This is a genomic window from Nonomuraea sp. B5E05 (assembly GCF_039880665.1).
Taxonomy (GTDB): Bacteria; Actinomycetota; Actinomycetes; order Streptosporangiales; family Streptosporangiaceae; genus Nonomuraea.
This window is the reverse complement of record NZ_JBDPMJ010000022.1, coordinates 90,519-113,855: the sequence shown is the minus strand read 5'-3', so window position 1 is coordinate 113,855 and position 23,337 is coordinate 90,519. Positions and strand designations below refer to the sequence as shown.

22 protein-coding genes are annotated in these 23,337 nt (G+C 70.5%); 13 read left to right on the top strand and 9 right to left on the bottom strand.

The genetic code is table 11. The features are described 5' to 3' along the window. The first annotated feature begins 32 nt into the window (after positions 1 to 32). The 6 genes from ftsH (at position 33) to ABGB01_RS33325 (ending at position 5,873) form a co-directional block, all read left to right on the top strand. The gene (ftsH, locus tag ABGB01_RS33350; protein WP_347777559.1) at positions 33 to 1,979 is read left to right on the top strand and encodes an ATP-dependent zinc metalloprotease FtsH; all 1,947 of its coding nucleotides are present in this window, start codon (positions 33 to 35) and stop codon (positions 1,977 to 1,979) included. Positions 1,980 to 2,045: 66 nt separating this feature from the next. Beyond that, the gene (locus ABGB01_RS33345; protein WP_347777558.1) at positions 2,046 to 2,666 is read left to right on the top strand and encodes a DUF937 domain-containing protein; all 621 of its coding nucleotides are present in this window, start codon (positions 2,046 to 2,048) and stop codon (positions 2,664 to 2,666) included. 16 nt (positions 2,667 to 2,682) lie between these two features. Further along, entirely contained in the window at positions 2,683 to 3,264 is a 582-nt protein-coding gene (locus tag ABGB01_RS33340) for a nucleoside triphosphate pyrophosphatase (RefSeq protein ID WP_347777557.1), read from the top strand. Positions 3,265 to 3,274: 10 nt separating this feature from the next. Beyond that, complete coding sequence (locus tag ABGB01_RS33335; RefSeq protein WP_347777556.1) at positions 3,275 to 4,033, top strand: EI24 domain-containing protein; 759 nt, start codon at positions 3,275 to 3,277, stop codon at positions 4,031 to 4,033. 251 nt (positions 4,034 to 4,284) lie between these two features. Further along, entirely contained in the window at positions 4,285 to 4,668 is a 384-nt protein-coding gene (locus tag ABGB01_RS33330; protein WP_347777555.1) for a DoxX family protein, read from the top strand. A 104-nt stretch (positions 4,669 to 4,772) separates the two neighbouring features. Further along, entirely contained in the window at positions 4,773 to 5,873 is a 1,101-nt protein-coding gene (locus tag ABGB01_RS33325; protein WP_347777554.1) for a DUF4192 domain-containing protein, read from the top strand. 112 nt (positions 5,874 to 5,985) lie between these two features. Here ABGB01_RS33325 and ABGB01_RS33320 read toward each other — a convergent pair whose 3' ends face one another. Then, positions 5,986 to 6,330: a hypothetical protein gene (locus ABGB01_RS33320; RefSeq protein WP_347777553.1), complete on the bottom strand. Its 345-nt coding sequence runs from the start codon at positions 6,328 to 6,330 to the stop codon at positions 5,986 to 5,988. 136 nt (positions 6,331 to 6,466) lie between these two features. On the opposite strand from ABGB01_RS33320, the gene ABGB01_RS33315 reads away from it, so the two are divergent. Continuing rightward, positions 6,467 to 7,063, top strand: a complete 597-nt coding sequence (locus ABGB01_RS33315) for a DUF1707 and DUF4870 domain-containing protein (RefSeq protein WP_347777552.1) — start codon at positions 6,467 to 6,469, stop codon at positions 7,061 to 7,063. Between the two features lie 199 nt (positions 7,064 to 7,262). Here the strand turns inward: ABGB01_RS33315 and ABGB01_RS33310 are convergent, their stop codons facing one another. From ABGB01_RS33310 to ABGB01_RS33295, 4 genes are all read right to left on the bottom strand, one after another. Then, positions 7,263 to 8,042, bottom strand: coding sequence for a septal ring lytic transglycosylase RlpA family protein (locus ABGB01_RS33310; RefSeq protein ID WP_347777551.1), 780 nt, complete (start codon positions 8,040 to 8,042; stop codon positions 7,263 to 7,265). Positions 8,043 to 8,475: 433 nt separating this feature from the next. Continuing rightward, the gene (locus tag ABGB01_RS33305; protein WP_347777550.1) at positions 8,476 to 9,999 is read right to left on the bottom strand and encodes an ATP-dependent DNA ligase; all 1,524 of its coding nucleotides are present in this window, start codon (positions 9,997 to 9,999) and stop codon (positions 8,476 to 8,478) included. A 272-nt stretch (positions 10,000 to 10,271) separates the two neighbouring features. After that, positions 10,272 to 10,646: an FKBP-type peptidyl-prolyl cis-trans isomerase gene (locus ABGB01_RS33300; protein ID WP_347777549.1), complete on the bottom strand. Its 375-nt coding sequence runs from the start codon at positions 10,644 to 10,646 to the stop codon at positions 10,272 to 10,274. A gap of 120 nt (positions 10,647 to 10,766) precedes the next feature. Next, the gene (locus ABGB01_RS33295) at positions 10,767 to 12,206 is read right to left on the bottom strand and encodes a GuaB1 family IMP dehydrogenase-related protein (RefSeq protein ID WP_347777548.1); all 1,440 of its coding nucleotides are present in this window, start codon (positions 12,204 to 12,206) and stop codon (positions 10,767 to 10,769) included. A 97-nt stretch (positions 12,207 to 12,303) separates the two neighbouring features. Between ABGB01_RS33295 and ABGB01_RS33290 the strand changes: the two genes are divergently transcribed. Continuing rightward, on the top strand, positions 12,304 to 12,756 hold the full coding sequence (locus ABGB01_RS33290; RefSeq protein WP_347777547.1) for a GyrI-like domain-containing protein: 453 nt from the start codon (positions 12,304 to 12,306) through the stop codon (positions 12,754 to 12,756). Between the two features lie 21 nt (positions 12,757 to 12,777). On the opposite strand, the gene ABGB01_RS33285 is transcribed toward ABGB01_RS33290, so the two are convergent. Then, on the bottom strand, positions 12,778 to 13,296 hold the full coding sequence (locus ABGB01_RS33285; protein ID WP_347777546.1) for a helix-turn-helix domain-containing protein: 519 nt from the start codon (positions 13,294 to 13,296) through the stop codon (positions 12,778 to 12,780). Positions 13,297 to 13,379: 83 nt separating this feature from the next. Between ABGB01_RS33285 and ABGB01_RS33280 the strand changes: the two genes are divergently transcribed. After that, positions 13,380 to 14,603 carry an FAD-dependent monooxygenase gene (locus tag ABGB01_RS33280; protein ID WP_347777545.1) on the top strand — a complete coding sequence of 408 codons (1,224 nt, stop codon included), beginning with the start codon at positions 13,380 to 13,382 and terminating at the stop codon, positions 14,601 to 14,603. Here the strand turns inward: ABGB01_RS33280 and ABGB01_RS33275 are convergent. After that, complete coding sequence (locus tag ABGB01_RS33275; RefSeq protein ID WP_347777544.1) at positions 14,600 to 15,721, bottom strand: CaiB/BaiF CoA-transferase family protein; 1,122 nt, start codon at positions 15,719 to 15,721, stop codon at positions 14,600 to 14,602. The genes ABGB01_RS33280 and ABGB01_RS33275 overlap by 4 nt on opposite strands. Before the next feature lie 254 nt (positions 15,722 to 15,975). Here ABGB01_RS33275 and ABGB01_RS33270 point away from each other — a divergent pair, with 254 nt between their 5' ends. The 4 genes from ABGB01_RS33270 (at position 15,976) to ABGB01_RS33255 (ending at position 21,238) form a co-directional block, all read left to right on the top strand. Next, the gene (locus tag ABGB01_RS33270) at positions 15,976 to 17,511 is read left to right on the top strand and encodes a protein kinase (protein ID WP_347777543.1); all 1,536 of its coding nucleotides are present in this window, start codon (positions 15,976 to 15,978) and stop codon (positions 17,509 to 17,511) included. After that, the gene (locus tag ABGB01_RS33265; protein WP_347777542.1) at positions 17,508 to 18,476 is read left to right on the top strand and encodes an NAD(P)-dependent oxidoreductase; all 969 of its coding nucleotides are present in this window, start codon (positions 17,508 to 17,510) and stop codon (positions 18,474 to 18,476) included. The genes ABGB01_RS33270 and ABGB01_RS33265 overlap by 4 nt, the downstream gene beginning before the upstream one ends. 145 nt (positions 18,477 to 18,621) lie before the next feature. Further along, complete coding sequence (locus ABGB01_RS33260; RefSeq protein ID WP_347777597.1) at positions 18,622 to 19,971, top strand: FAD-binding oxidoreductase; 1,350 nt, start codon at positions 18,622 to 18,624, stop codon at positions 19,969 to 19,971. Between the two features lie 7 nt (positions 19,972 to 19,978). After that, complete coding sequence (locus ABGB01_RS33255) at positions 19,979 to 21,238, top strand: cyclopropane-fatty-acyl-phospholipid synthase family protein (RefSeq protein ID WP_347777541.1); 1,260 nt, start codon at positions 19,979 to 19,981, stop codon at positions 21,236 to 21,238. Between the two features lie 48 nt (positions 21,239 to 21,286). Here ABGB01_RS33255 and ABGB01_RS33250 read toward each other — a convergent pair whose 3' ends face one another. Continuing rightward, positions 21,287 to 21,961, bottom strand: coding sequence for a DUF6069 family protein (locus ABGB01_RS33250; RefSeq protein WP_347777540.1), 675 nt, complete (start codon positions 21,959 to 21,961; stop codon positions 21,287 to 21,289). 86 nt (positions 21,962 to 22,047) lie between these two features. Next, positions 22,048 to 23,331 (bottom strand): PHB depolymerase family esterase, encoded by a 1,284-nt coding sequence (locus ABGB01_RS33245; protein ID WP_347777539.1) that lies wholly within the window; start codon positions 23,329 to 23,331, stop codon positions 22,048 to 22,050. Positions 23,332 to 23,337: the final 6 nt, after the last annotated feature.

The following is a 23,337-nucleotide window of genomic DNA, read 5'->3' as shown; positions in this document are numbered from 1 at the left end:
CATTGAATGCGGCGATTTGGGGGAGTGACGCCGTGGAACGCTCTGGAGCGCCGCAGGCATCCGACAAGGGCAAGGGCAAGCCGCCCTGGCGCTCGGAAGGCCTGCCCGGCACACCCGGAGGGCGACCCAAGATCAACTGGTGGCGGTTCGCCATCACCCTTCTGGTCGTGTACGCGGCCTTCTTCGTGGTCTCGTCGTTCGTCGACAGCGGCTCGGTCGAGACGATCTCGTACACCGAGTTCACCAAGCAGGTGAACGCGAAGAACGTCAAGGACATCTACGCCGAGGGCCTCTCCGTCGAGGGCGACCTCAGATCGGCGGCGAAGAACCCCGAGAGCAACGAGTCCTACACCAAGTTCGCCACCGAGATCCCGGCCTTCGCCAACACCGACCAGCTCGACCAGCAGCTGGCCAACGGGCAGGTCGAGATCACCTCCAAGCCGATCACGCGCGGGTTCTTCTCCAACCTGCTGTTCTCGCTGCTGCCCGTGCTGCTGCTGGCGGGCCTGTGGATCTGGATCATGCGGCGGGGCGCCAGCATGATGGGCGGCGGCGGCCTGGGCGGGCTCGGCAAGTCGAAGGCGGCCAAGCCGGTCGAGGCCGGGCAGGTGCGCGTCACCTTCGACGACGTCGCCGGCATCGACGAGGTCGAGAACGAGCTCGTCGAGATCGTCGACTACCTCAAAGACCCCGACAAATACCGCAGGCTGGGCGCGAAGCTGCCCAAGGGCGTGCTGCTCGCGGGCCCTCCGGGCACCGGCAAGACGCTGCTGGCCAGGGCGGTCGCGGGCGAGGCCAAGGTGCCCTATTTCTCGGCCAGCGCCTCCGAGTTCATCGAGATGATCGTCGGCGTGGGCGCCTCGCGCGTGCGCGACCTGTTCGAGGAGGCGCGGAAGGTGGCGCCGTCGATCGTGTTCATCGACGAGATCGACGCCATCGGCCGGGCCAGGGGCGGCGCCGGCGGCGTCGGCGGGCACGACGAGCGCGAGCAGACGCTCAACCAGATCCTCACCGAGATGGACGGCTTCTCCGGGGCCGAGGGCGTGATCGTCATCGGGGCCACCAACCGCCCCGAGATCCTCGACCCGGCGCTGCTGCGTCCCGGGCGCTTCGACCGTACGGTACAGGTGGGCCTGCCCGACGCGGCCGGCCGCACCGCGATCCTGGCGGTGCACACGAGGGGCGTGCCGCTCGACCCCGAGGTCGGCCTCGACCAGCTCGCCAAGACCACCCCCGGCATGACCGGCGCCGACCTGGCCAACCTCGTCAACGAGGCGGCCCTCCTTGCCGCCAAGCGCGGCAAGGAGAAGGTCTCGACGGCCGACTTCACCGACGCGCTGGAGAAACTGCAGCTCGGCGCGGCCCGCAGCATCGTCATGCCGGAGGACGAGCGCACCAGGACCGCCTTCCACGAGGCCGGGCACGCGCTGCTCGGGATGCTCCAGCCGGGCGCCGACCCGGTCAGGAAGATCTCCATCATCCCGCGCGGCCGGGCGCTCGGCGTCACGCTCTCCACCCCTGACAGCGACCGCTACGCCTACGACGAGCAATATCTCCGCGGGCGCATCACCGGCGCGCTCGGCGGCATGGCGGCCGAGCAGGTCGTGTTCGGCGTCATCACCACCGGCGCCGAGAACGACCTCGAACAGGTCACGATGATCGCCCGCGGCATGGTCGGCCGCTGGGGCATGTCGGAGAAGATCGGCCCGCTGACCATCCTGCCCAACGACGGCCAGCAGCCCCAGGCCTCGCCTGTCACGCTCGCCATGGTCGACGAGGAGGCACGGCGCATCGTGGACGAGTGCTACGAGCGCGCCGTCCAGGTGCTCAGCGACAACCGCGACAAGCTCGACGCGATCGTGGAGGCGCTGCTGGAGCACGAGACCCTCGACGAGGCCGGTGCGTACGCCGCCGCGGGCCTGTTGAGCCGGTCCACGGACACCGCCGGGAGCCGGCCGAGGGAATTTTCCGAGAATTAGGCAATTCGGACGTTGACGCCGATTGTGGCCGGGGCAGATGTTCGGACAACGATGGGGGGACTTGTCGTGACACTGACTGACGAGCTTCTCGCCGGGCTCGGAGATTCAGGGCTGGAACAGGTCGCCGGGATGCTCGGCACCGACCCGGCCACGGCCCGCATCGTGACCCAGGCCGTCGCGGGCACGATCATCGGTGGCATGGCCCGCGAGGCCGAGCACCTTGACGGCGCCGACGCCCTGCTCAGCGCGCTGGACGACCACAAGGACACCGACCCGTTCAACGGCGACGTGGCCTCGCTGACCCGCGACGGCCACAACATCCTCGGCCACGTGTTCGGCGGTCAGGGCACCGAGCGGGCGGCGGCCGGGCTGTCTCAGCTCGCCGCGGTGCACCCCGGGGTCATGATGAAGCTGCTGCCGCTGGTCGCCCCCATGATCATGTCGCTGCTCGCCGACCGCGCCGCCGCGCGCCGCCTGGACGCGCGTTCCCTGGCCGACGAGCTCGACCACGAACGGTCCACCCTTCCCGCGAAGCTGGGCGACCTGGTCACGACCCTGCTCGACGGCGTCTTCGGCGGCCCGCCCGCGCAGCGGACCAGCCCCTACGACACGGCGGCCCTCACCCCCAACCGCAGGAGCGCGAGCAGGCGTGAGATCACACCGGGCACAGCGACCCCCGACTGGTGACCGGTAGGCTGTGCGAGTGATCGTTCTGGCCTCAGCCTCCTCCGCCCGCCTGGCTCTCCTGCGCAGCGCGGGCCTCGACCCCAAGGTCATCGTCAGCGGCGTCGACGAGGAGGCCTATTCGGCCTACTCCCCGGCGGCGCTCAGCCTGGTGCTGGCCAAGGCCAAGGCCAAGGCGGTCGCCGGCGGGCTGGACGAAGGGCTGGTCATCGGCTGCGACTCGATCCTCGAGCTCGACGGCCGCCCCTACGGCAAGCCGGCCACGCCCGAGGAGGCCCTGGAGCGGTGGCGGCTGCTGCGGGGCCGCACGGGGCGGCTCGTCACGGGCCACTGCGTCATCGACGTCGCCGCCGGCCGGCAGGCGGCGGAGACCGCCACCACCGTGGTGCACTTCGGCCGGCCCTCCCCCGAGGAGATCGCCGCCTACGTCGACACCGGCGAGCCGCTCTCCCTGGCCGGAGCCTTCAGCATCGAAGGGCGCGGCGGATGGTTCGTCGAAGGGATCGAGGGCGACCACGGCAACGTGCTCGGCATCTCGCTGCCGCTCCTTCGCGACCTGTTCGCGGAGCTCGGCTACGCGGTGACGGCTTTCTGGCGCTAGCCTGCCGGGCATGCGATCAGTGCGTGACTTCTTCTCCGGCGTGGGCTTCTTCCTCCAGGGGTTCGGCTGGGTCTCTCGCAACGGGCGCTGGTGGCTGTTCGGGCTCATTCCGGCGCTCATCGCGTTCGCCGTCTACGTGGTCGCGCTGATCTTCCTCGGCACCAACGCGACCGAGCTGGCCGCGTTCCTGACGCCGTTCGCCGACTCGTGGAGCTGGCGGGAGGCGTTCCGCGCGCTCGTGGGCGTCGCCCTGTTCCTCGGCGGGCTGGCGCTGGCGGTGCTGACGTTCGTCGCGCTCACGCTGGCGATCGGTGATCCGTTCTACGAGAAGTTGTCGGCGGCGGTCGACGTGCTGGAGACGGAGGACGAGCAGCCCTGGTGGCGCACGCTGCCGCGGTCCATCCGCGACAGCCTGGTCACGCTGTTCTACGTGCTGCTCTTCACGGTTCCGCTGTTCGCGCTCGGGTTCGTACCCGTGGTGGGGCAGACGGTGGTGCCGGTGCTGGGAGCGGCCGTTTCCGGATTTTTCATGACAGTGGAGCTCACCACGCTGGCCCTGGAACGGCGCGGCATGGCCCGCAAGGAACGCTTCGCCCTCCTCCGCGCCAATAAGGCCGCCACGCTGGGGTTCGGGGTGGCCGTGTTCCTGCTTTTCCTCATCCCGTTCGTGGCGGTCATCGCCATGCCTGCCGCCGTGGCCGGCGCCGCCCTCCTCGTACGCACCCGTCTGGCCCCCACCTCCACCCCCAGCCCCGACCCGGCACCCTGAGGTGCTTCGCGGGGTGAGGCTCAGCTCGCCCCAGAAGGAGCACCAGGACCTCGCACAGCGCGTTGGCTGATCGAGCGCGCCGCCATCGCGGCGGGATCGTGTTCGTGACGTTGCGGGCCCGCGCTTCCACGACAGGAACGCGCCACGTCCTCAGCCCTTCGGCCCAGCTGACCGACGGCCCCGCCGATGTCACAGCGGAGGTGGCTGGCTCGTCATGGGAGGTGAACGCCCTTTCGTTTCTGGAGCAGCTGATGAACCTCACATTGTGGATCGCCGCCGGACTGCTGGCAGCCGTGGCCATGCTCGGCGGCTTCACCAAGACCTTCATCCCCCAGGAAAAGCTGGCCGCGGCCCGTGGCGGGGGATGGACCGGGGAGGTGAGCGCCGGCTTCGTCAAGACCCTGGGCATCCTGGAGTTCCTGGCCGCGGTGGGCTTCATCCTGCCCGCCGCGCTCGGCATCGCCCCGGTGATGGTGCCGGTGACCGCCGTCTGCTGGATCCTGCTGATGATCGGCGCGGGGATCACCCACGCCCGCCGCGGCGAATACCCGCTCGTGGCGCTGAACGTGGTCTACCTCGCGCTCGCGGCCTTCGTCGCCTGGGGCCGCCTCGCCGTCGAGCCCTTCACCGGTTGAGCCGGCACCGGGTTGTCCACAGCCTCAGCCCGACACCCCGCGCCATCCCCAGAACGACTTTCGGCTCGTCCGGCCCCCGCCCGCCCCCGGCACCCTTGGGGCCCATGACGACCGACAGTTCCACCCCCGCTCCCGCCTTCACCGACGAGCCGCGCCTCACCCTGGCCAGCCCTTCCGACGTCCTCGCAGCCGTCCCCTACCTGGTGGGTTTCCACCCGAAGACCTCCCTCGTGGTGATCGGCATCGACCACGGCGCGACCAAGGTCGTGGCCCGGTGGGGTCTCCCGCTGGAGCCCGGCACCCTCGACCCGCTGGCCCCCCTCCTGCAGCGGGAGAGTGTCACGGAGATCGTGATCATCGGCTACGGTCCCGGTGAGGTGGTCACTCCGGCGGTCGACGAGGTCAGGCGGCTGGCCCCGCGGGCCGGCGTCCACGTGGGGGAGGCACTACGCGCCCATGAGGGCCGCTACTGGTCCTACATCTGCGATGTCCCCAGATGTTGCCCCGCGGAAGGCACGCCCTACGACCCGTCCACCAGCCGGATCGCCGCGGAGGCGACGGTCCGGGGCCTGGTGGCCCTGCCCGACCGCGAGACGCTGGAGCACACGCTGGCCCCTGTCGCGGGCCCGGTGCGCATGGCGATGCAGCGGGCCACGTCCGACGCGATCGCGGAGGTCAGGGCCGGGCTCACCGCCACTCCCGACCTCGACGCCTACGCCCGGCAGTTCGTCGCGGAGGGCCTGGCCCGGGTCCGGTCGGCGGTGCGGATCCACGCCGAGGGCGGCCGCCTGGACGACGCCGAGGCCGCCAGGCTCGGCTTGGACCTGGCGATCATCCGCGTCCGCGATGAGGCCTGGACCCTCATGGACGATTCCCACGCATCCCTGTGGAAAGACCTGACGCGCAGGCTGGAGCACCGCTTCACGCCGCCGGCCGCCTCCCTCCTGGCCATGGCGGCCTGGCGAGCAGGAAACAACGTCCAGGCCACCATCGCCCTCGAGCGCGCCCTGACCGTCGACCCCGGCTACTCGATGGCCAACCTCCTCATGCACGCCCTGCAGAACCTGCTCTCCCCGAGCGTGCTGCGAGACCGTCTCCCCACTCCGGCCGAGCTCGACGCCGCCATGGGTCCCGTGCATGCCGCGTGGTTGCTGCCCCTGGTCAACCTGCTCGACGACGAGGCGCAGCCCCCACCCCTCGAATAGCCGTCCACCCATGCTGCCGTGGCCTGCGACTATCCCTGACCCGGCAGATGGATATGACCCTCGGCCGCCTGGTGAATCGCACGGAGCGTTATCCGCATTCCGGCGATTCGGGTCAGAGGGTGTCCTCCTCGCGGCGGCGGCGCTCGTTGTAATCACGCATCCGCCGCGGATATCCGGTGAGCTGAACGTCATACACCGGCAGGGCAAGATTGCGAGCGACCTTGTGGATGACGGCCGGTGAGCCGACCCTCCGCCTGGTCCACTCGCCGTCGTCGGCCACCGCCACAGCGGTCGTGTCGGTGGCGAAAGTCTCTGGCTCGACGTAGAACTCGACGCCACGCCGCGAACGGGCAAAGGCGATGAGCGCTTCGATGTCGGCGTCTGTCGCCTCACGGTCGAACTTTGCGACTTTGGGGCCGCGCAGCCGACGCAGGCCGTAGCGGTCGCGCCATCTCATGAATCCTTTTTATACGATCTGGGGGCTCCGCGCCGGGGGATGATCTAAGGGACGGATCGGGGATTCTCCGGATAGCACCCTGGCCTTCGAAGACGCAGTATGGGGGGAGACCGTTCGATTCTCACCGAGGAGAGGCATGGCGATGATGGCTGGGGTACCGACAACCCCTGGGCCGGGGCAGGTGCCGCCAGCTCAACTGCGCGTCACCAACCAGGACCGAGAGCACGTGGTGGAGCACGTCAAGGCCGCCTACGCTGAGGGCCGCTTCGACAAGCTCGAGTTCGACGACCGGCTGGAGCGCGCGATGACGGCGCGCACGCACGGTGACCTGATGCCCATCATGACCGAGATCTACGGCACCCAGGTCGTGCCCGAGCTCGCTTCTTCTCCCGCGGCCGAGGTCCGCCACGAGCGCGCGCCGGAGAGCAACGAACGCCTCGGCGCCGCACTCGGCCACATGGTGCTGCTGCTCGGCGTACCGATCGTGGCACCGCTGATCCTGCTGCTCACCGGGGGCAAGACCTCCCCCTACATCCGCCGGCAGGCGCTGGAGGCGCTCAACTTCCAGATCACGCTCGTAGGAGCGTCGATCCTGCTGCCCTTCACCATCATCGGCGTCGTGCTGGTGCCGATCATCTGGGTCGTGGCGGTGGTCCTCGCGATCGTCGGCGGCGTCTCGGCCCTGACGGAGGGCAACTTCCGCTACCCGATGACGCTCCGCCTGGTGAAGTGACACGACGTCCCGTCCCGTTCTTCCGCGTCCGCCCCGCCGAGGTCCTGGCCTCCGCGGGGCGCGTCGCGTCCTGCCAGGCGTACGCCCGACTTCGAGCTTCCCGGCCGATCGTCGTTCTTTCACCGACCGGCAGCTCTTCGGCCGGTGGCGCCGGCCGTCGGCTGATCGTCGGCCTACCGGCTGCCGGCTGTAGCCGGGGTCAGCGGGCCAGCACCTGATACTTCACCTTCATCACACCGGCACTGATGTTGCCGATGGCGGCGAAGGCGGCTCTGGACAGGTCGAGGCAGCGGCCGCCGATGTACGGGCCGCGGTCGTTGATGCGGACCGTGACCGTCTCCCCGCTGGCCGGGTTGGTCACGCGGACCCTGCTGCCCAACGGGAGGGTCTTGTGCGCGGCGGTCATCGCCGAGGGGTTGAAGCGCTCGCCGCTGGCCGTCATCTGAGGGTCGCCGTAGTAGGAAGCGCCGCACCTGCCGGACGACAGCACACGGAGCTTGGGCTTCGAGGAACGCGTGGTCGGCTTGGATGATCCGGGCTTCGCCGTCTTCTGGGATTCGATCTTCGCTCCCGATCCCCGGGCCTCAGCCTTCGCCCCGGACCCCTGGGATTCCGTCCTCGCGCCTGGACGCTGGACTGCCTTCGCGCCAGGGCCGCGGGTCGCCGTCACCGATCCGGACCCCTGGGAGCCGGTGTCACCGCCGGACTCAGGGGATGTCGTCGTCTTCGGGTGGGCCGCCGGGGTTTTGGAGAGGGGGGACGGGCGCGGGCTGTGCCGGCGGGCGGCTTCGTTCGAGGTGGTGGCCTGGCCGGGAGCGCTGCCCATCGTGCGCCGAGTGGAGTCGTCGTTGCCGAAGGCGGCCCAGGCGGTCGTCGAGGCGGCGCAGACGACGGCGGCCCCGGCTGCGACGGCGGTCCACCGCTTGGCGGGAGAGAGCTTGCGGTCATGCGGAGACGGCTTGCGGGAATGCTGGCCCAACGTAAACCACGGGTCCTACTTAGGGGACAGGGCAGGGAAAGGCCGGGCGCGAGGGGGCGAGGGCGTACGGCGGCCGATCCGCGGGCGGGCTGGGGGATCCCGCGCGACGAGGATGAACATATGCGACAAACAGCAAGTAAAGACAACTTAATGGGACATTAAGTGACTCATCTCACGGACTCGCCCCAGCGGTGTGGCAGCCGGCCGAGGACCGGCACATGTACGTCATCGAGGACACCGCTCGCGCCGGAGGCGGTGTGCACGTGATCGGGGCGGACGATCCGGTGTCCGGGGCCGACCGCATCGCAGGACGCGGGCCACGGCCGGCGGAAAGGAGCGGGGCGGCTGCGCGGGGTGGGGGACCGGCGCGGCTGTGCACCGACCGCGCCGGCGCCCTCGACGGCCCTCGCCGGTGGGTGGCGAGGCCGTCAGGTCACAACATCAGAGCGCGTACGGTCTCGACCGTGTCGGCGTCCTCGACCCGTTTGTCGGGGCGGTAGCGCAGGACGCGGGCGAAGCGGAGGGCCATGCCGCCCGGGTAGCGGGGTGAACGCTGCACCCCGTCGAAGGCGATCTCCACGACCACCTCCGGCCGCACCCTGACCGTCCAGCCGTCGGTGGGGCCTTCGGCGAGCTCGAGGAAACGCTCGGTCTGCCAGGCGAGCAACTCGTCCGTCATGCCTTTGAAGGTCTTGCCGAGCATCACGAACCCGCCCTCGGGGTCTCTGGCCCCCAGATGGAGATTGGACAGCTTGCCCTGGCGCCGCCCGTGGCCCCACTCGGCCGCCAGCACGACCAGGTCGAGCGTGTGACGCGGCTTGACCTTGATCCAGCCGGCGCCACGGCGGCCCGCCGCGTAGGGGGAGGCCAGGGACTTGACCACCAGGCCCTCGTGGCCGGCCTTCACCACGTCGGTGAAGAACTGCTCGGCCTCCGTCACCTCGTCCGCGATCAGCCGCGGGGTCAGCAGCCCTCGGGGGACCACGCGGGTCAGCGCCTCCTGGCGCCGGGCGTAAGGCTGGTCGAGCAGGTCGGCGCCGTCGACCCGCAGCGCGTCGAAGAAGAACACGCTGAGCGGCGTCCGCTCGCGCAGCCGTGCGACATCCGTCTTGCTGGACACCCGGCTCGCCGTCACCTGGAACGGGTGCGGCCGCCCGTCGGGACGCAGGGCGATCACCTCGCCGTCGAGCACCAGGTCGTCCGCGGGCATCGTCAGCACGGCCTCGACCAGCTCGGGAACCTGCGGCGTGATGTCGTCGAGTGTGCGGGTGAAGACCTTGACCTCCGAGCCCGCGCGGTGGGTCTGCACCCGGACCCCGTCGAGCTTCCACTCCAGCGCCGCGGGCGTGCCCGCCTTCTCGAGGGCGGCCGCCACGTTGGGCGCGCTGCCCGCCAGCATGGGCGAGACCGCCCGCCCCACCTCCAGCCGGAACGCGTGCACCGCCGCCACCCCGCCGGCCAGCGCGGCAGCCCCGACGGCGGGCAGCGAACCGCGCAGCGTGAGCGCGCGGCGCACGTCGCTCGCGGGAGCGCCCGACGCCTTGGCCACCGCCTCGATCATCACGCCGTCGAGCGCGCCCTGCCGCAGCTCGCCGTGGAGCAGCCGGCTCATGAACTGCTGCTCCTGGCTGGTCAGCCCCGCGAACAGCTCCGCCACCAGCGTCTTGCGCGCCATTTGCGAGCCCTGCCCGGACACCGCCTTGATCGTGCTCAGCAACGTGTCGACGGCGGTCAGCGTGGCGGTGGCGGCCAGCTTGGGCGCAGGGAGATCCTCCAGCGTGCGCCAGCCGACGCCCACCTGCCGCTGGGGCAGCTCACCCGAGAGATAGGAGATCGCGATCTCGGCTTCGCCGGGGCCGACCCGGCCCAGCAGCTCCGCCAGATGACCGATCTTGCCCAGCCTGGCGGACGTGCGCGTCACCGCCTCGGACACCCGGACCACGTCGATCAGAAGCACACGTTCATGGTGCCTCACGTGGCCGACATTTCCGCCCACTGGACTCAAGGATTCTCAGTGATTCGCCCGGTGCACGCCCGACGTGAGCGCCTGGGCGCACTGGGAACGGCTGCGCCGAGCGCCGGGCCCATGGCGGCTCCCGCAACCCGGGGCGAGGTGGTGGCTTGCGCGCCGGGCCCGAAGGGTGGCTCCGCTGGTGGTGCTGGAAGGTGGCCTTCGGGACCGGCTTCGACCGGGTGACCAGGGCAGGCCCTCCCGGAAGGAGGGAGACGCTAGCCGACGCCGAGCAGGTCGACGACGAAGATGAGCGTCTCGTTCGGCTTGATGCGGGCGCCCGCGCCGCGGCTGCCGTAGCCGAGGTGCGGCGGGATGACCAGCTTGCGCCGGCCGCCGACCTTCATGCCCGCGACGCCCTGGTCCCAGCCGGCGATGACCCGCCCGCCGCCGAGGGGGAACTCGAACGCCTCGCCGCGGTTCCACGACGCGTCGAACTCCTCCCCGGTCGAGAACGCGACGCCCACGTAGTGGACGCGTACGTTGTGGCCGGGCTTGGCCTCCTGGCCGTCGCCGATGGTCAGGTCGACGATCTCCAGGTCGGCGGGCGGGTTGCCCCCGGGGAAGTCGATCTCGGGCTTCTCGAGTGCCACGAAGTGCTCCTGTTGACGATGAGAACTGACCCGACGACTCTATGCGCTCGGGACATCGTCGTCGTTCGTGACTCCGCCGTTTCCCGACGGGGGCGGGCCGCTGTTCCGGGGGACGCGCGGTCACCAGCTCTGGTGCAGGGGCATGCCCTCGGCGTAGCCGGACGAGCTCTGGACGCCGACGACCGCCTGCCGGTGGAACTCCTCCAGGTCGGAGGCCCCCGCATACGTGCACGACGAGCGCAGCCCGGCCACGATGGCGTCGATCTGGTCCTCCACGCTGGGCCGTTTCGGATCCAGGTACATTCTGGACGTCGAGATGCCCTCCTCGAACACGGCCTTCCTGGCCCGCTCGAAAGCCGAGTCGTCGGCCGTCCTGAGCCGCACGGCCCGTGCGGAGGCCATGCCGAAGTTCTCTTTGTACTTGCGCCCGTTGGCGTCCGTACGGGTGTCTCCTGGCGACTCGTACGTGCCCGCGAACCAGGACCCGATCATCACGTTGGAGGCGCCGGCGGCCAGCGCCAGGGCCACGTCGCGCGGGTGCCGCACGCCGCCGTCGGCCCAGGCGTGCCGCCCCAGCCGCCGGGCCTCGGCCGCGCACTCGACGACGGCCGAGAACTGCGGCCGGCCGACCCCGGTCATCATCCGCGTGGTGCACATGGCGCCGGGGCCCACCCCGACCTTGACGATGTCGGCCCCGGCGGCGACCAGATCGCGTACCCCTTCGGCGGTCACCACGTTGCCGGCCGCGACGGGGACGGGGGCGTCGAGCGCCTTGACGGCGCGGAGCGCGGAGATCATCTTGTCCTGGTGGCCGTGGGCGGTGTCCACGACCAGGCAGTCGATCCCGGCGTCGAGCAGTTCCGAGGCCCTGGAGGCCACGTCGCCGTTCACGCCGACGGCGGCCGCGATGCGCAGCCGGCCCTGGGAGTCGACGGCGGGCTGGTAGAGGGTGGCGCGCAGCGCGCCCATGCGGGTGAGGATGCCGACCAGCCGCCCGGCGTCGTCGACGATGGGCGCCAGCCGGTGGCGGCCCTCGTGCAGCCGGTCGAAGGCCGTGCGCGGGTCGAGCCCGGCGGGCAGCGTCAGCAGCTCGCTCGACATGACCTCGGAGAGCTGGGTGTACATGTCCACGCCCTCGCAGTCGGCCTCGGTCACGACGCCGACGGGCTGGTTGTCCCAGTCGACCACGATGACGGCGTTGTGCGCCCGCTTGGGCAGCAGTTGCAGCGCCTGGCCGACCGTGTCGTGCGGGGTGAGGGTGAGCGGCGTGTCGTGCACGAGGTCGCGTTTCTTGACCCAGTCGACCACGTCGGCCACGACGTCCAGCGGGATGTCCTGCGGGATCACGGTGATGCCGCCGCGCCGCGCCACGGTCTCGGCCATGCGCCGGCCGGCGACCGCGGTCATGTTGGCCACGACGAGGGGGATGGTGGTGCCGGTGCCGTCGCTGGACGAGAGGTCGACCGCGAGCCGCGAGCCGATCGAGGACCGCGACGGGACCATGAACACGTCGCTGTAGGTCAGATCGTACGGAGGCTCGAGGTCATTGAGAAATTTCACGTTCATCCATCTTATGCGGTGACAGGGTGTGCCAAGGGTTTCCCCCTTTCTCGGGGGCTTATGATCGGCCGGGACACTTTTGGGGGAGGGAGGGCCTGTGGACGTCACCGAACGGGCCGAGCTGACCGTGGTCGGCTTCGCCGTACGTACCACGAACGCCGACGAGAAGGATCCGGAGCGCGCCAAACTGCCCGCGCTCTGGAAGCGAGCAGGTGCGCCGGGGGCTTTCGCGCACGTGCCGGGACGCGTGGACGAGAACCTCTACGCCGTGCTGACGGACTACGAGAGCGACCACAACGGGGCTTTCACGCAGATCGTCGGCATCGGCGTGCGCACCGTGCCGCGGTTGCCCGAGGGCATGGTGGCCGTCCGGGTGCCGGCGGCCAAGTCGCTGAAGCTGGAGGCCCGCGGCTCGATGCCGCAGGCCCTCGTGGAGGCGTGGCAGCAGGTGTGGCACTACACAGAGTCGGGCGGTTCGCCGGCGCGCGCGTTCACCACGGATCTGGAGGTGCACCACCGCGACGGCGCCGACCTGTTCATCGGGCTCTAGCGAGGGCCGGACACGGTTGGATCAGAGGCCGAGCGCGGCGGCCGCCGCCTGGACGGCCGTCGGCTTGACCTCCTCGATCGGCAGGTCGGCGTATTCGACCGCGCAGTCGGACATCCCGCCGAGCGCCACCGTGGCCCGGATGCGCTGCTCCTGCGTGAGGTCCGCGCCGAACAACAGGGCGACGAGCCGGCGCCGCCAGTCGAACATGCGGTCGGCCAGCTCGAGCTGGCCCAGCGTGGCCAGCTCCCTGATCACCATGACGAGCACCTGCCGGTGCCGCCAGATCATCTCGAAATAGTCGTCCAGCAGCTCGCGCGGGTCGCCGGGCGCCCGCGTCGTGACGAACTTGTCGTGGTCGTCGATCAGCGGCTGGACGATGCTGCGCACGAGGTCGTCGCGTGAGGCGAAGTGGTAGTAGAGCGCGGGCTTGGTGATGCCCAGCCGGTCGGAGATCTGCCGCAGGCTGGTGTTGCGCACGCCCTGCTCGACGAAGAGTTCGCGGGCGACCGCCTGGATGCGGGCTCTGGTGTCACTGGGCATGGGCCAAGGCTATCGCTTACCTTCCGTTAAGTAAGGGCTCATGCTAGCGTCGCACTTACCATCCGTTAAGTAAGGAGAGTGCGGTGCGAATCCTCATCTCGGGTGCGAGCGTGGCAGGCCCGGCGCTGGCGTACTGGCTCGGCAGGTACGGCTTCGAGGTCACCGTCGTGGAACGTGCTCCCGCACTTCGGAAAAGCGGTGGCCACGCCATCGACCTGTTCCGGCCCGCGATGGACATCGTCGAGCAGATGGGCGTGCTCGAGCAGGTTCTGGCCAGGAGGACCGGCACGGATCTGCTCACGATGTACAGGGAGGGGCACGCGCGCCCCGTGGACCTGGAGGTGCGCCGCCTCATGTCGGCGGTCTCCGACCGGCACGTCGAAATCATGCGCGACGACTTGAGCGAGATCCTCTACGACGCCACCCGGCACGACGCCGGTTACGTCTTCGGCGACTCCATCGCCTCGATCTCCGACGGCGGGGAGGTGGTCTTCGACAGCGGCAGGACGGGCGTGTACGACCTGGTGATCGGAGCCGACGGCCTGCACTCCAACGTGCGCCGCCTGATCTTCGGTCCCGAGTCGCGCTTCACCTCCTGGATCGGCGCCTACCTGGCCGTCGCCTCGGTGCCCGACCACCTGGGGCTCGACGGCCGGATGGAGGGCCTGGCGGGGGTCGGCAGGATGGCCGCGCTCTACAGCGCTGCGCACATGGCCGACGCGCGGGCCGTGTTCCTGTTCCGGACCCCCGAGCCGCTCGACTACCACCACAGGGACGTCGCCCGCCAGAAGGAATGGCTGCGCGAGCACTTCGCCGATGCGGGCTGGGAGGTGCCGCGGCTCATGGACGAGCTGGACCGTACGCCGGCCTTCTACTTCGACTCGATCACCCAGCTCCGCCTGGACACCTGGTCGCGGGGCCGGGTGACGCTGGTCGGCGACGCCGGCTACTGCCCCGGGCCGGCCGTCGGGGGCAGCACGAGCCTGGCGGTCGTGGGGGCGTACATCCTGGCGGGCGAGCTGGCCGCCCATGGCGGCGACCACACGCGGGCCTTCCCCGCCTACGAGGCGGAAATCGGCGCGTACGTACACCGCAGCAGGGCCTTCGCCATGGCCGCGGCCAAGCGCCTGGTGCCCGGCAGCCGGTTCGAGTTGTGGACGCTGGCCCAGGCCGCACGGCTGATCCACTACCTGCCGTCGGCCGTGACCAGGGCGGCGAGCAAGATCGGCGCCGCAAAGGGGGTGCGCCTGCACGACTCGATCACGCTGAAGGACTATTCGGCCCACGCCGTGACGAGGGCTCGCTAGGCGAGCACTCCCTGGGCGCGCAGCTTCTCCGCCTCCTCCGGCGACAGGCCCCAGCCCGACAGGTCGGCCTGGCGGGTGGCCGGTGACAGGTCCTGGGCGGGCATGCCCAGCAGGCGGGGCGCGGGCACGGGATGGGTCACGCCGCCGACCTCGACGAACGCGCCTCTGGCGACGTTGTGCGGGTGCGCGGCGGCCTCCGCCATGGACAGCACGGGGGAGACGCACGCGTCCGAACCCTCGAAGAGGGCCTCCCACTCGGCCCGCGTCCGCGTCCTGAACTCCGCCGTGAGGCGGGCCCTCAGCGCCGGCCACTGCGCCCTGTCGTTCCTGTCGGGCAGGTCGGTCAGGCCCATCAGGGTCACCATCGCCTCCCAGAACTGCGGCTCCAGCGCCCCCACCGCGACGTACCCGCCGTCGGCCGTCTCGTAGGTGTCGTACTGCGGGGCGCCGGTGTCCAGCAGGTTCGTGCCGCGCGGCCCCCAAAGGCCGCTCTGCACGGCCTGGTAGAACATGGAGAACAGGATCGCCGCGCCGTCGACCATGGCCGCGTCGACGACCCTGCCCCTGCCGGTGCGCTCCCGTTCGAACAGGGCGAGCAGCACGCCGTACGCGAGCATGAGCCCGCCGCCGGCGAAGTCGCCGAGGATGTTGATCGGCGGCGTCGGCTTGTCACCCTCGCGGCCCAGCATCGACAGGACGCCGGAAACGGCGACGTAGTCGATGTCGTGCCCGGCCGTGGAGGCGAGTGGCCCGTCCTGCCCCCAGCCGGTCATCCGGCCGTAGACCAGCCGCTCGTTCACGGCGTGCAGGTCGTCCGGCCCGATGCCGAGCCGCTCGGCGACCCCGGGCCGGAACACCTCGATCACCACGTCGGCGTGCCGGGCCAGCTCCTTGAACGCCGACACGCCCTCCGGGGTCTTCAGATCCAGCCCGATCGTGCGCTTGCCGCGGTCCATGACGTCGGCGCGCGGCCGGTCGGAAACCGCCTTGACACGGTCCACACGCAGGACTTCCGCGCCGTGATCGGCTAGCATCATCCCGGCGAACGGCCCTGGAGCGAGTCCGGCGAGTTCCAGCACGCGCACTCCGGCCAGCGGGCCACGGCGATCATCAGGCATGTACGTCTCCTCGGTGTGAGCCCAGCTCCAGTAGAACAACCTTCGGTCGCCCGTGGCAAGCCGCCCTTCCGAGCCTCGCGACCTTCGCGACCTTCCCGCGAAGTTGGGGGAGGTATGGGAAACTTGCCCACTGTTCGGATGGTCTACAGGCGGCCGCGTACGGCGGGTGTCTGCAGAAGGCGTACGCGCCTCCACGGACTTCCCGCGTCCAGCGGTCGTCCCGTGGCAGGCGCTCGCCGCTACAGGGGTAGGACATGGTTTCGGAGAGCAACCACCTCATCGCAGGTCGCTACCAGTTGCTGCGCGAACTGGGCCGCGGGGGGATGGGCGTGGTCTGGGAAGGCCGCGACACCTTGCTCAATCGGCAGGTGGCCGTCAAGGAATTGCTGCTGCCCGAGGGCTTCTCGCCCGCCGACCAGGAGCGGCAACTCCTGCGTACGGCCCGCGAGGCGCGCACCGCGGCCCAGCTCAACCATCCGTCCGTGGTCGCGATCTATGACGTGGCCGAGGACGGTGGCCGGCCGTGGATCGTGATGGAGCTGGTGCGGCACCCGTCCATCGAGGAGGTCGTGCTCACCACCGGCGCCCTGCCCGTACGCGAGGCGGCGGGCGTCGGCCGGCAGGTGCTGTCGGCGCTGAAGGCCGCGCACGAGGCCGGCATCCTGCACCGAGACGTCAAACCCAGCAACATCCTGCTGGCCGACGACGGCCGCGCCGTGCTCACCGACTTCGGCATCGCCACCGCCGAGGGCGACGCGTCGCTCACCCAGACCGGCATGGTCACCGGCTCGCCGAGCTTCCTCGCTCCCGAACGGGTCCGCGCCGCCGACGCCGGACCCGCCTCCGACCTGTGGTCGCTGGGGGCCACGCTGTACGCCTGCATGGTGGGGCGCTCGCCGTTCGAGCGCGGCGACCCCATGGCGACGCTCAACGCGCTGCTCAACGAGGAGCCCGACTACCGCAGGATCCCGCCGGCCCTGCACGAGGTGCTGCGCGGCCTGCTGCAGAAGGAGCCCGAGGACCGGATCGACGCGGAGGAGGCCGACCGGCTGTTCGCGGCCATCATCGCGAACCGGCCCTCGCACGACGACCAGCACGTCGAGGAGAGGAAGCCGGGCAGGCGCCGCGGCCGGGCCCTGCTCGCGGCCGGCGCCGCGGCGGCGCTGGTCATCGCGGGCGGCACGGTGGCCTACCTCGAGTTCGCCTCCCCGGCGGAGGGCACGCCGCGCACCACCACGCGTCCGGCCGCGGTGAGCAGCCCGCTCACGCCGGTCGCCACGGCGACGCAGCCGAGCGCCTCGCCGACGCCCACGCCGAGCGCGACCAGGGCCGTCCCGATCGTGCGGGCGTGGAAGTCGCGGGACGGCTGGTCGATCATGCGGCCGACGGGCTGGCGGGGCGCGCTCGCCGAGGCGTACACCGAGTGGACGCGCAAGGACAGGAGCGCGCACCTCGGGGTGGAGGCCGTCTACGCCGAACTCGACCCGCACCAGATCATCCGCGACTCCGAGGAGACGTTCAAGCAGAACGCCGTCAACGTCGTCGACCGCGGGCTCAGGAGGATCACCCACCAGGGCGTCAAGGCCGTGGAGTGGGAGTTCTCCTGGACGGCCGGCGAGGCGGGCGACGCGCGCTGGGTACGGCCGGGCGTCCGCTACCGCGAGGTGCGCAGGGCGGTCGCGATCGGCGACACCGCCTACATCCTGTCCTGGACGGTCACCGAGGGGCAGTGGCGCCGCAACAGGGAACTGATGCGGCAGGTGATCAGCAGCTTTACCGTAGGCGCATGAAACCCTGGAACCTGCTCGCCCTGCCGCCGCTCCCCGAAGAGGTGATGCGCCGCCTGCTCGCGCCGCTCGGCGACCGGGTGGCCGTGCGCGTTCCCGCGGCCCGCGAGCGCGACGCGCTCCTGGCGGTGCTCCCGGAGGCGGAGATCGTGCTCGGCGACTGGACGGGCACGCTCGCGCTGGACGCCGAGGCGGTCCGCGCCGCGCCCCGGCTGGCGTTCGTGCAGCAGCCGTCCGTGGGCGTCGACGGTCACGACCTCGACGCCCTGGCCGCGGCCGGGGTGCCCCTGGCCAACACCCCCGGCGTCAGCGCCGTCGCGGTGGCGGAGTGGTGCCTGGCCGCCACGCTGTCGTTGTCGCGCAAACTCGCCGCCGCCGACGCGGCCGTGCGCGCGGGCGAGTGGCCCCAGCAGGGCCTGCAGCCCCACGAACTGCGCGGCCGCCGCGTCGGCGTGGTCGGCTACGGACCGATCGGCGCGGAGTGCGTCACGTTGTTCCGCGCGCTCGGCTGCGAGGTGACCTACTGGACCCGCACGCCGCGCCCCGACCCCGGCTTCGAGGCCCTGGACCCGCTCGTGGCCGTCGCCGACGTCGTGGTCGTCGTCATCGCGCTGTCGGACGTGACCCGCGGCCTCGTCGACCCGGCACGCATGAAGCAGGGCGCCCTGCTGATCAACGCGGCCAGGGGCGGAGTCGTGGACCAGGGCTCGCTCACCGAGGTGCTGCGCTCCGGGCACCTGGGCGGGGCGGCACTCGACGTCTTCGACGTGGAGCCCCTGCCACCCGGCGATCCGCTGCGCGACCTGCCGAACGTGCTGCTCTCCCCGCACGTCGCGGGCGTCACTCCGGAGGCCACCGGCCGCCTGCTCACGGCCACCCTGGACAACCTGGCCGCGGCGGTCGAGGGCAGAAAGGTGGACGCCGTGCTGAACGGTGTCGGGCCGCTGATCTCCAGAAAGTTTACGTAATCGCCTACCATGCAGGCGGTTCACCTGGCACGATAAACAGTTTTCGTGTCTTTAACGACCCCGGTCTGGTTCGGGCCGCCCGCGAGAGATAACGTCTTACCGGCGATCTCTACCGGCTCAAGGGGGTGCTTCCGTGACGACGACGATGTCGACACACCAGCGGGCAGTAGAGCAGATCCGGCGGTCCTACGCCGAGATCCCGGGCGGCGCCGCGCCCCGGCTGGCCAAATCGACGTCCAACCTCTTCAGGTTCCGCGACCAGGGCCGCACGGCCAAGCTCTCGGCCCGCGATCTCGACGAGGTCATCAGCGTCGACCCGGAGAGCATGACGGCCGAGGTCCAGGGCATGACCACGTACGAACACCTGGTCGACGCCACGCTGCCGCACGGGCTCATGCCCTACGTCGTCCCGCAGCTCAAGACCATCACGCTGGGCGGCGCCGTGACCGGACTCGGCATCGAGTCCACCAGCTTCCGCGACGGCCTGCCGCACGAGTCGGTCGAGGAGCTCGAGATCCTCACCGGTGACGGGCGCGTCGTCGTGGCCCGCGAGGACAACGAACACCGCGAGCTCTTCCGCGCGTTCCCCAACTCGTACGGCACGCTGGGCTACGCGCTGCGCATCCGGATCAAACTCCGCAAGGTGCGGCCGTACGTGCATCTCACGCACGTCAGGTTCACCGACGCGGGCAAGTGCATGCTGGCCATGCAGGAGATCTGCGACAGCATGGTCCACGACGGCGAGAACGTCGACTTCGTGGACGGCGTCTTCTTCACGCCGGGGGAGATGTATCTGACGCTCGGCCGGTTCGCCGATCGTGCCCCCTACGTGTCCGACTACACCGGGATGCGCATCTACTACCAGTCGATCCGGCAGCGCAGCCGCGACTGGCTGACCGTCCGCGACTACCTGTGGCGCTGGGACACCGACTGGTTCTGGTGCTCGCGGGCCTTCGGCGTGCAGCAGCCGATGATCCGCTCGCTCATGCCGCGCCGCTACATGCGCTCCGACGTCTACCGCAAACTGGTGGCGCTCGACCGGAAATACGGCCTGACCGCCCGTGTCGACCGGTGGCGCGACCAGCCCGTGCAGGAGTCGGTGATCCAGGACGTCGAGGTCCCGATCGAGCGCGGCGCCGAGTTCCTTGACTTCTTCCACGACAAGGTGGGCATGACACCTGTGTGGATGTGCCCGCTCCGCGCCGGCTCGCGCTGGCCGCTCTATCCGCTGGAGCCGGGCAAGCTGTACGTGAACTTCGGATTCTGGGGCATGGTGCCGCTGCCACGGGGGCAGTTCGACGGCTACTACAACCGGCTCATCGAGCGGTCGGTCCACGAGCTCGACGGGCACAAGTCGCTCTACTCGACCTCCTATTACGCCCCGGAGCAGTTCTGGCAGCTGTACAACGGCGAGGCCTACCGGCCGGTCAAGCGGGAATACGACCCGAACGGTCGCCTGCTGGACCTGTACGAAAAGTGTGTACGGGGAAGGTGAAACACGGATGGCGCTGGCAACCATCTTCGAGAAGATCGTCGGCACTGACGCGAACGTCGCGTTCACGGCCTACGACGGGAGCAAGGCCGGGCCGGACGGGGCAGACCTGGCCATCGAGGTGAAGTCCCCGATCGCGGTGGCCTACCTCGCCCAGGCTCCCGGAGAGCTGGGCCTGGCCCGGGCGTTCGTCTCCGGGCACCTTGACGTGCAGGGAGACCTCTACACCCTGCTCGACCGCATGTGGAACATCACCACCAACGACCTCACGACGTCGGAGAAGCTCGCCGCCGTCCGGGCCCTCGGCATGAAGCCGCTGCTCATGCGCGTGCCGCCGCCCCCGCAGGAGATGCGCCAGAGCGCCCTTGCCAGGCTCGGCTCCCGCCACGCCAAGCAGCGCGACGCCGAGGCCATCCACCACCACTACGACGTCTCCAACCGCTTCTACTCGTGGGTCCTGGGCCCGTCCATGGCCTACACGTGCGCCGTCTTCCCCTCTGAGGGCTCCACGCTCGAGGAGGCCCAGTTCGCCAAGTTCGACCTGGTGGCCCGCAAGCTCGGGCTGGAGCCGGGGATGCGCCTGCTCGACGTGGGCTGCGGCTGGGGCGGCATGGTCATCCACGCCGCACAGCACTACGGCGTCAAGGCCCTGGGCGTGACGCTGAGCAGGCAGCAGGCGGAGTGGGGGCAGAAGGCCATCGCCGACGCCGGCCTCGAGGACCTGGCGGAGATCCGCTTCATGGACTACCGCGACGTCCAGGAGACCGGCTTCGACGCGGTCAGCTCGATCGGCCTGACGGAGCACATCGGCAAGGCCAACCTGCGGGCCTACTTCTCCTTCCTGAACGGGAAGCTGAAGCCCGGCGGGCGTCTGCTCAACCATTGCATCACCCGGCCGACCGGCAAGGAGAAGACCTTCAACAAGGGCGGCTTCATCAACCGCTACGTCTTCCCCGACGGCGAGCTGGAGTCGGTGGGCCTGCTGATCAGGCAGATGGAGGACCTCGGCTTCGAGATCCGCCACGAGGAGAACCTCAGGGAGCACTACGCGAAGACCCTGCGGCACTGGTGCGACAACCTCGACGCCAACTGGGACGACGCGGTCCAGGAGGTCGGCATGGGCACGGCCCGGGTGTGGGCCCTCTACATGGCGGGCTGCATCGTGGGCTTCGAGCGCAACAAGGTGCAGCTCCACCAGGTGCTGGGCGTCAAACTCGACCGGGACGGCCGGTCGGGGGTGCCGCTGCGGCCGGCGGTCGACTGGCCGTGACGGCCCCGCGCGGGAGGGCCGGCCGGTCCTCCCGCGTGACGGGTGCCGTCAGTCGTAGGGATCGTGGTCGCGGCGCTCGTAGCCGCGCTGTTCGTAACCTCGCCGCTCATAACCCTGCCGCTCGTGACGGGGCTGCTCGTAGCGCGGCTGCTCGTGGCGGGGCTGCTCGTAGTGCGGCCGGTCGTATCCGCGGGGCTGGTCGTATCCGCGGGGATCGTAGCCCCTGGGCTGCTCGTACGGGTGGGGCTCGGGCTCCGGCGCCTCCATCAGGGCCGTGCGCCCGATCGACGTCAGCAACGAGGCGATGGCGATGCCGATGACGAGGTTGATGGCGGCCGTGGCGATCTGCTCCAGGAGATCGGCGGAGTGCATGAACGGCAGGATCGTGATGATGACGGCGAAGAGCCCGGCGATCCAGCTGAAGAACCTGGCCGGCTCAGGCGTGGAGAGCATGAGGACGAAGAGCAGCAGCGTGGCCACGAGCGCGGCCGCGGCGGCCGAGATCGCGTAGCCCGTGGTCGCCGCGCTGCCGTAGACGGGATCGCCGTCGGGGGCGATCACGCGGATGCCGAGCAGGCTCTTGCTGATCATCACGCCGACCACGGCGATCAGCGCGGCCACGACGGCTGCGGCGACCCCTCCTCCCCACACGCGCGCCGGGTTGACCCGTGGTCCGGCCGATCCAGGGCGGCGATCATAGCGATCGTGCGAGGGGTATGACATGGGCTCACCTTTGTCGCGGATGCCGATCAAGCACTTCGGAAACCTTACACGCGCCGTCAAGAGCCGCCCGGGGAGCCGCTCTCCCGTCAGGAGGTCGTGCAGGCGGCGCCGTTGAGGGTGAAGGCGTCCGGCTCTGCGGTGTCCCCGCCGTGCGTGGCCTGGAAGCCGAACGACGCCGACGCGCCCGGGGCGATCGTGCCGTTGTAGGGGGCGTTCGTGGCCGTGACCTGGCCGCCGGCCGGCGAGACGGTGGCGTTCCACGCGGAGGTGACCGTCTGTCCCGGGGGAAGCGTGAAAGCGAGGGCCCACGAGCCGACCTGCGACGAGCCCGTGTTGGTGATCGTGACGGCCGCCGTGAAGCCGGTGTTCCAGCTGTTCATGGTGTACGTGACCCGGCAGGCTCCCGGCGGGTCCGGCGTGACGGTCGGCGAGGTGGTCGGGCCGCCGCCGGCCGACAGGCCGAAGAAGTCGATGACCGCGGCGGCCATCCCGCTCTGAGGCAGGCTGTGGCCGACTCCCTGGATGCTGATCGCCTCCACGGGCGGGGTGGTCCCGGTGCCGCCGTACCTGGTCCTGGTCCAGTTGGGCTGCGGCCGGTCGGTGAGGCTGGGCGTCTGGCTCAGGCCGTGGACGTCGGTCCACTGCTTGATCTGCTCCTGGAAGTTCGGATAGCGCAGCGTGCCGTCCTCGGTGCCGTGCCAGATCTGCATGCGCGGCCTGGGGCCGCTGTAGCCGGGGTAGGCGGCGCGCACCAGGTCGCCCCACTGCTGCGGCGTCCTGCTGATCTGCCCGTTGGCGCAGGCGCTGTTCCAACTGGAGCCGTCGGTGGTGGCGAAGCAGCCGAACGGCACCCCCATGAACGCCGCCCCGGCCTTGAACACGTCGGGGTAGTCGCCGAGCAGGACGTTGGTCATCATGCCGCCGGACGACGCCCCAGTGACGTAGGTGCGGTCGGGGTCGGCGCCGTAGCGCTGCTGGACGTACCTGACCATGGAGACGATCCCGACGGGGTCACTGCCTCCGTCGTGCCGCAGCGCCTGCGGCGAGGAGACGTCGAAGCAGGAGCCGCTCCTGGTCGCCGACGGGTAGATGATCACGAACTTGTGCCGGTCGGCCAGCGAGGCGAACTCCGTGCCGGAGTGGAAGGCGGGGCCGGACCCGGTGCAGTAGTGCACGGCCACCAGGACCGCCGGGCGGGCGGGCACGCCGTCGGGGATGTACAGGTGCATGCGCAGGTTGCTGGGGTTGGCGCCGAAGCCGGTCACCTCCGTCAGCTGGGCGGAGGAGGCCGGGGTCGCCGTGATCAGGCCGGCGATGACGAGGGCCGCGGCGGCCGTCACGGCGCCTGCTATCCGGGATCTCAGGTTCATCGGGTT

Coding starts and splice junctions, on each gene's coding strand:
- ABGB01_RS33335 (WP_347777556.1), top strand. CDS start 3,275: ATGCGATCAGTGCGTGACTTCTTCTCCGGCGTGGGCTTCTTCCTCCAG.
- ABGB01_RS33265 (WP_347777542.1), top strand. CDS start 17,508: ATGAAACCCTGGAACCTGCTCGCCCTGCCGCCGCTCCCCGAAGAGGTG.
- ABGB01_RS33315 (WP_347777552.1), top strand. CDS start 6,467: ATGGCGATGATGGCTGGGGTACCGACAACCCCTGGGCCGGGGCAGGTG.
- ABGB01_RS33270 (WP_347777543.1), top strand. CDS start 15,976: ATGGTTTCGGAGAGCAACCACCTCATCGCAGGTCGCTACCAGTTGCTG.
- ABGB01_RS33325 (WP_347777554.1), top strand. CDS start 4,773: ATGACGACCGACAGTTCCACCCCCGCTCCCGCCTTCACCGACGAGCCG.
- ABGB01_RS33260 (WP_347777597.1), top strand. CDS start 18,622: ATGTCGACACACCAGCGGGCAGTAGAGCAGATCCGGCGGTCCTACGCC.
- ABGB01_RS33320 (WP_347777553.1), bottom strand. CDS start 6,330: ATGAGATGGCGCGACCGCTACGGCCTGCGTCGGCTGCGCGGCCCCAAA.
- ABGB01_RS33245 (WP_347777539.1), bottom strand. CDS start 23,331: ATGAACCTGAGATCCCGGATAGCAGGCGCCGTGACGGCCGCCGCGGCC.
- ABGB01_RS33250 (WP_347777540.1), bottom strand. CDS start 21,961: ATGTCATACCCCTCGCACGATCGCTATGATCGCCGCCCTGGATCGGCC.
- ABGB01_RS33255 (WP_347777541.1), top strand. CDS start 19,979: ATGGCGCTGGCAACCATCTTCGAGAAGATCGTCGGCACTGACGCGAAC.
- ABGB01_RS33330 (WP_347777555.1), top strand. CDS start 4,285: ATGAACCTCACATTGTGGATCGCCGCCGGACTGCTGGCAGCCGTGGCC.
- ABGB01_RS33275 (WP_347777544.1), bottom strand. CDS start 15,721: ATGCCTGATGATCGCCGTGGCCCGCTGGCCGGAGTGCGCGTGCTGGAA.
- ABGB01_RS33285 (WP_347777546.1), bottom strand. CDS start 13,296: ATGCCCAGTGACACCAGAGCCCGCATCCAGGCGGTCGCCCGCGAACTC.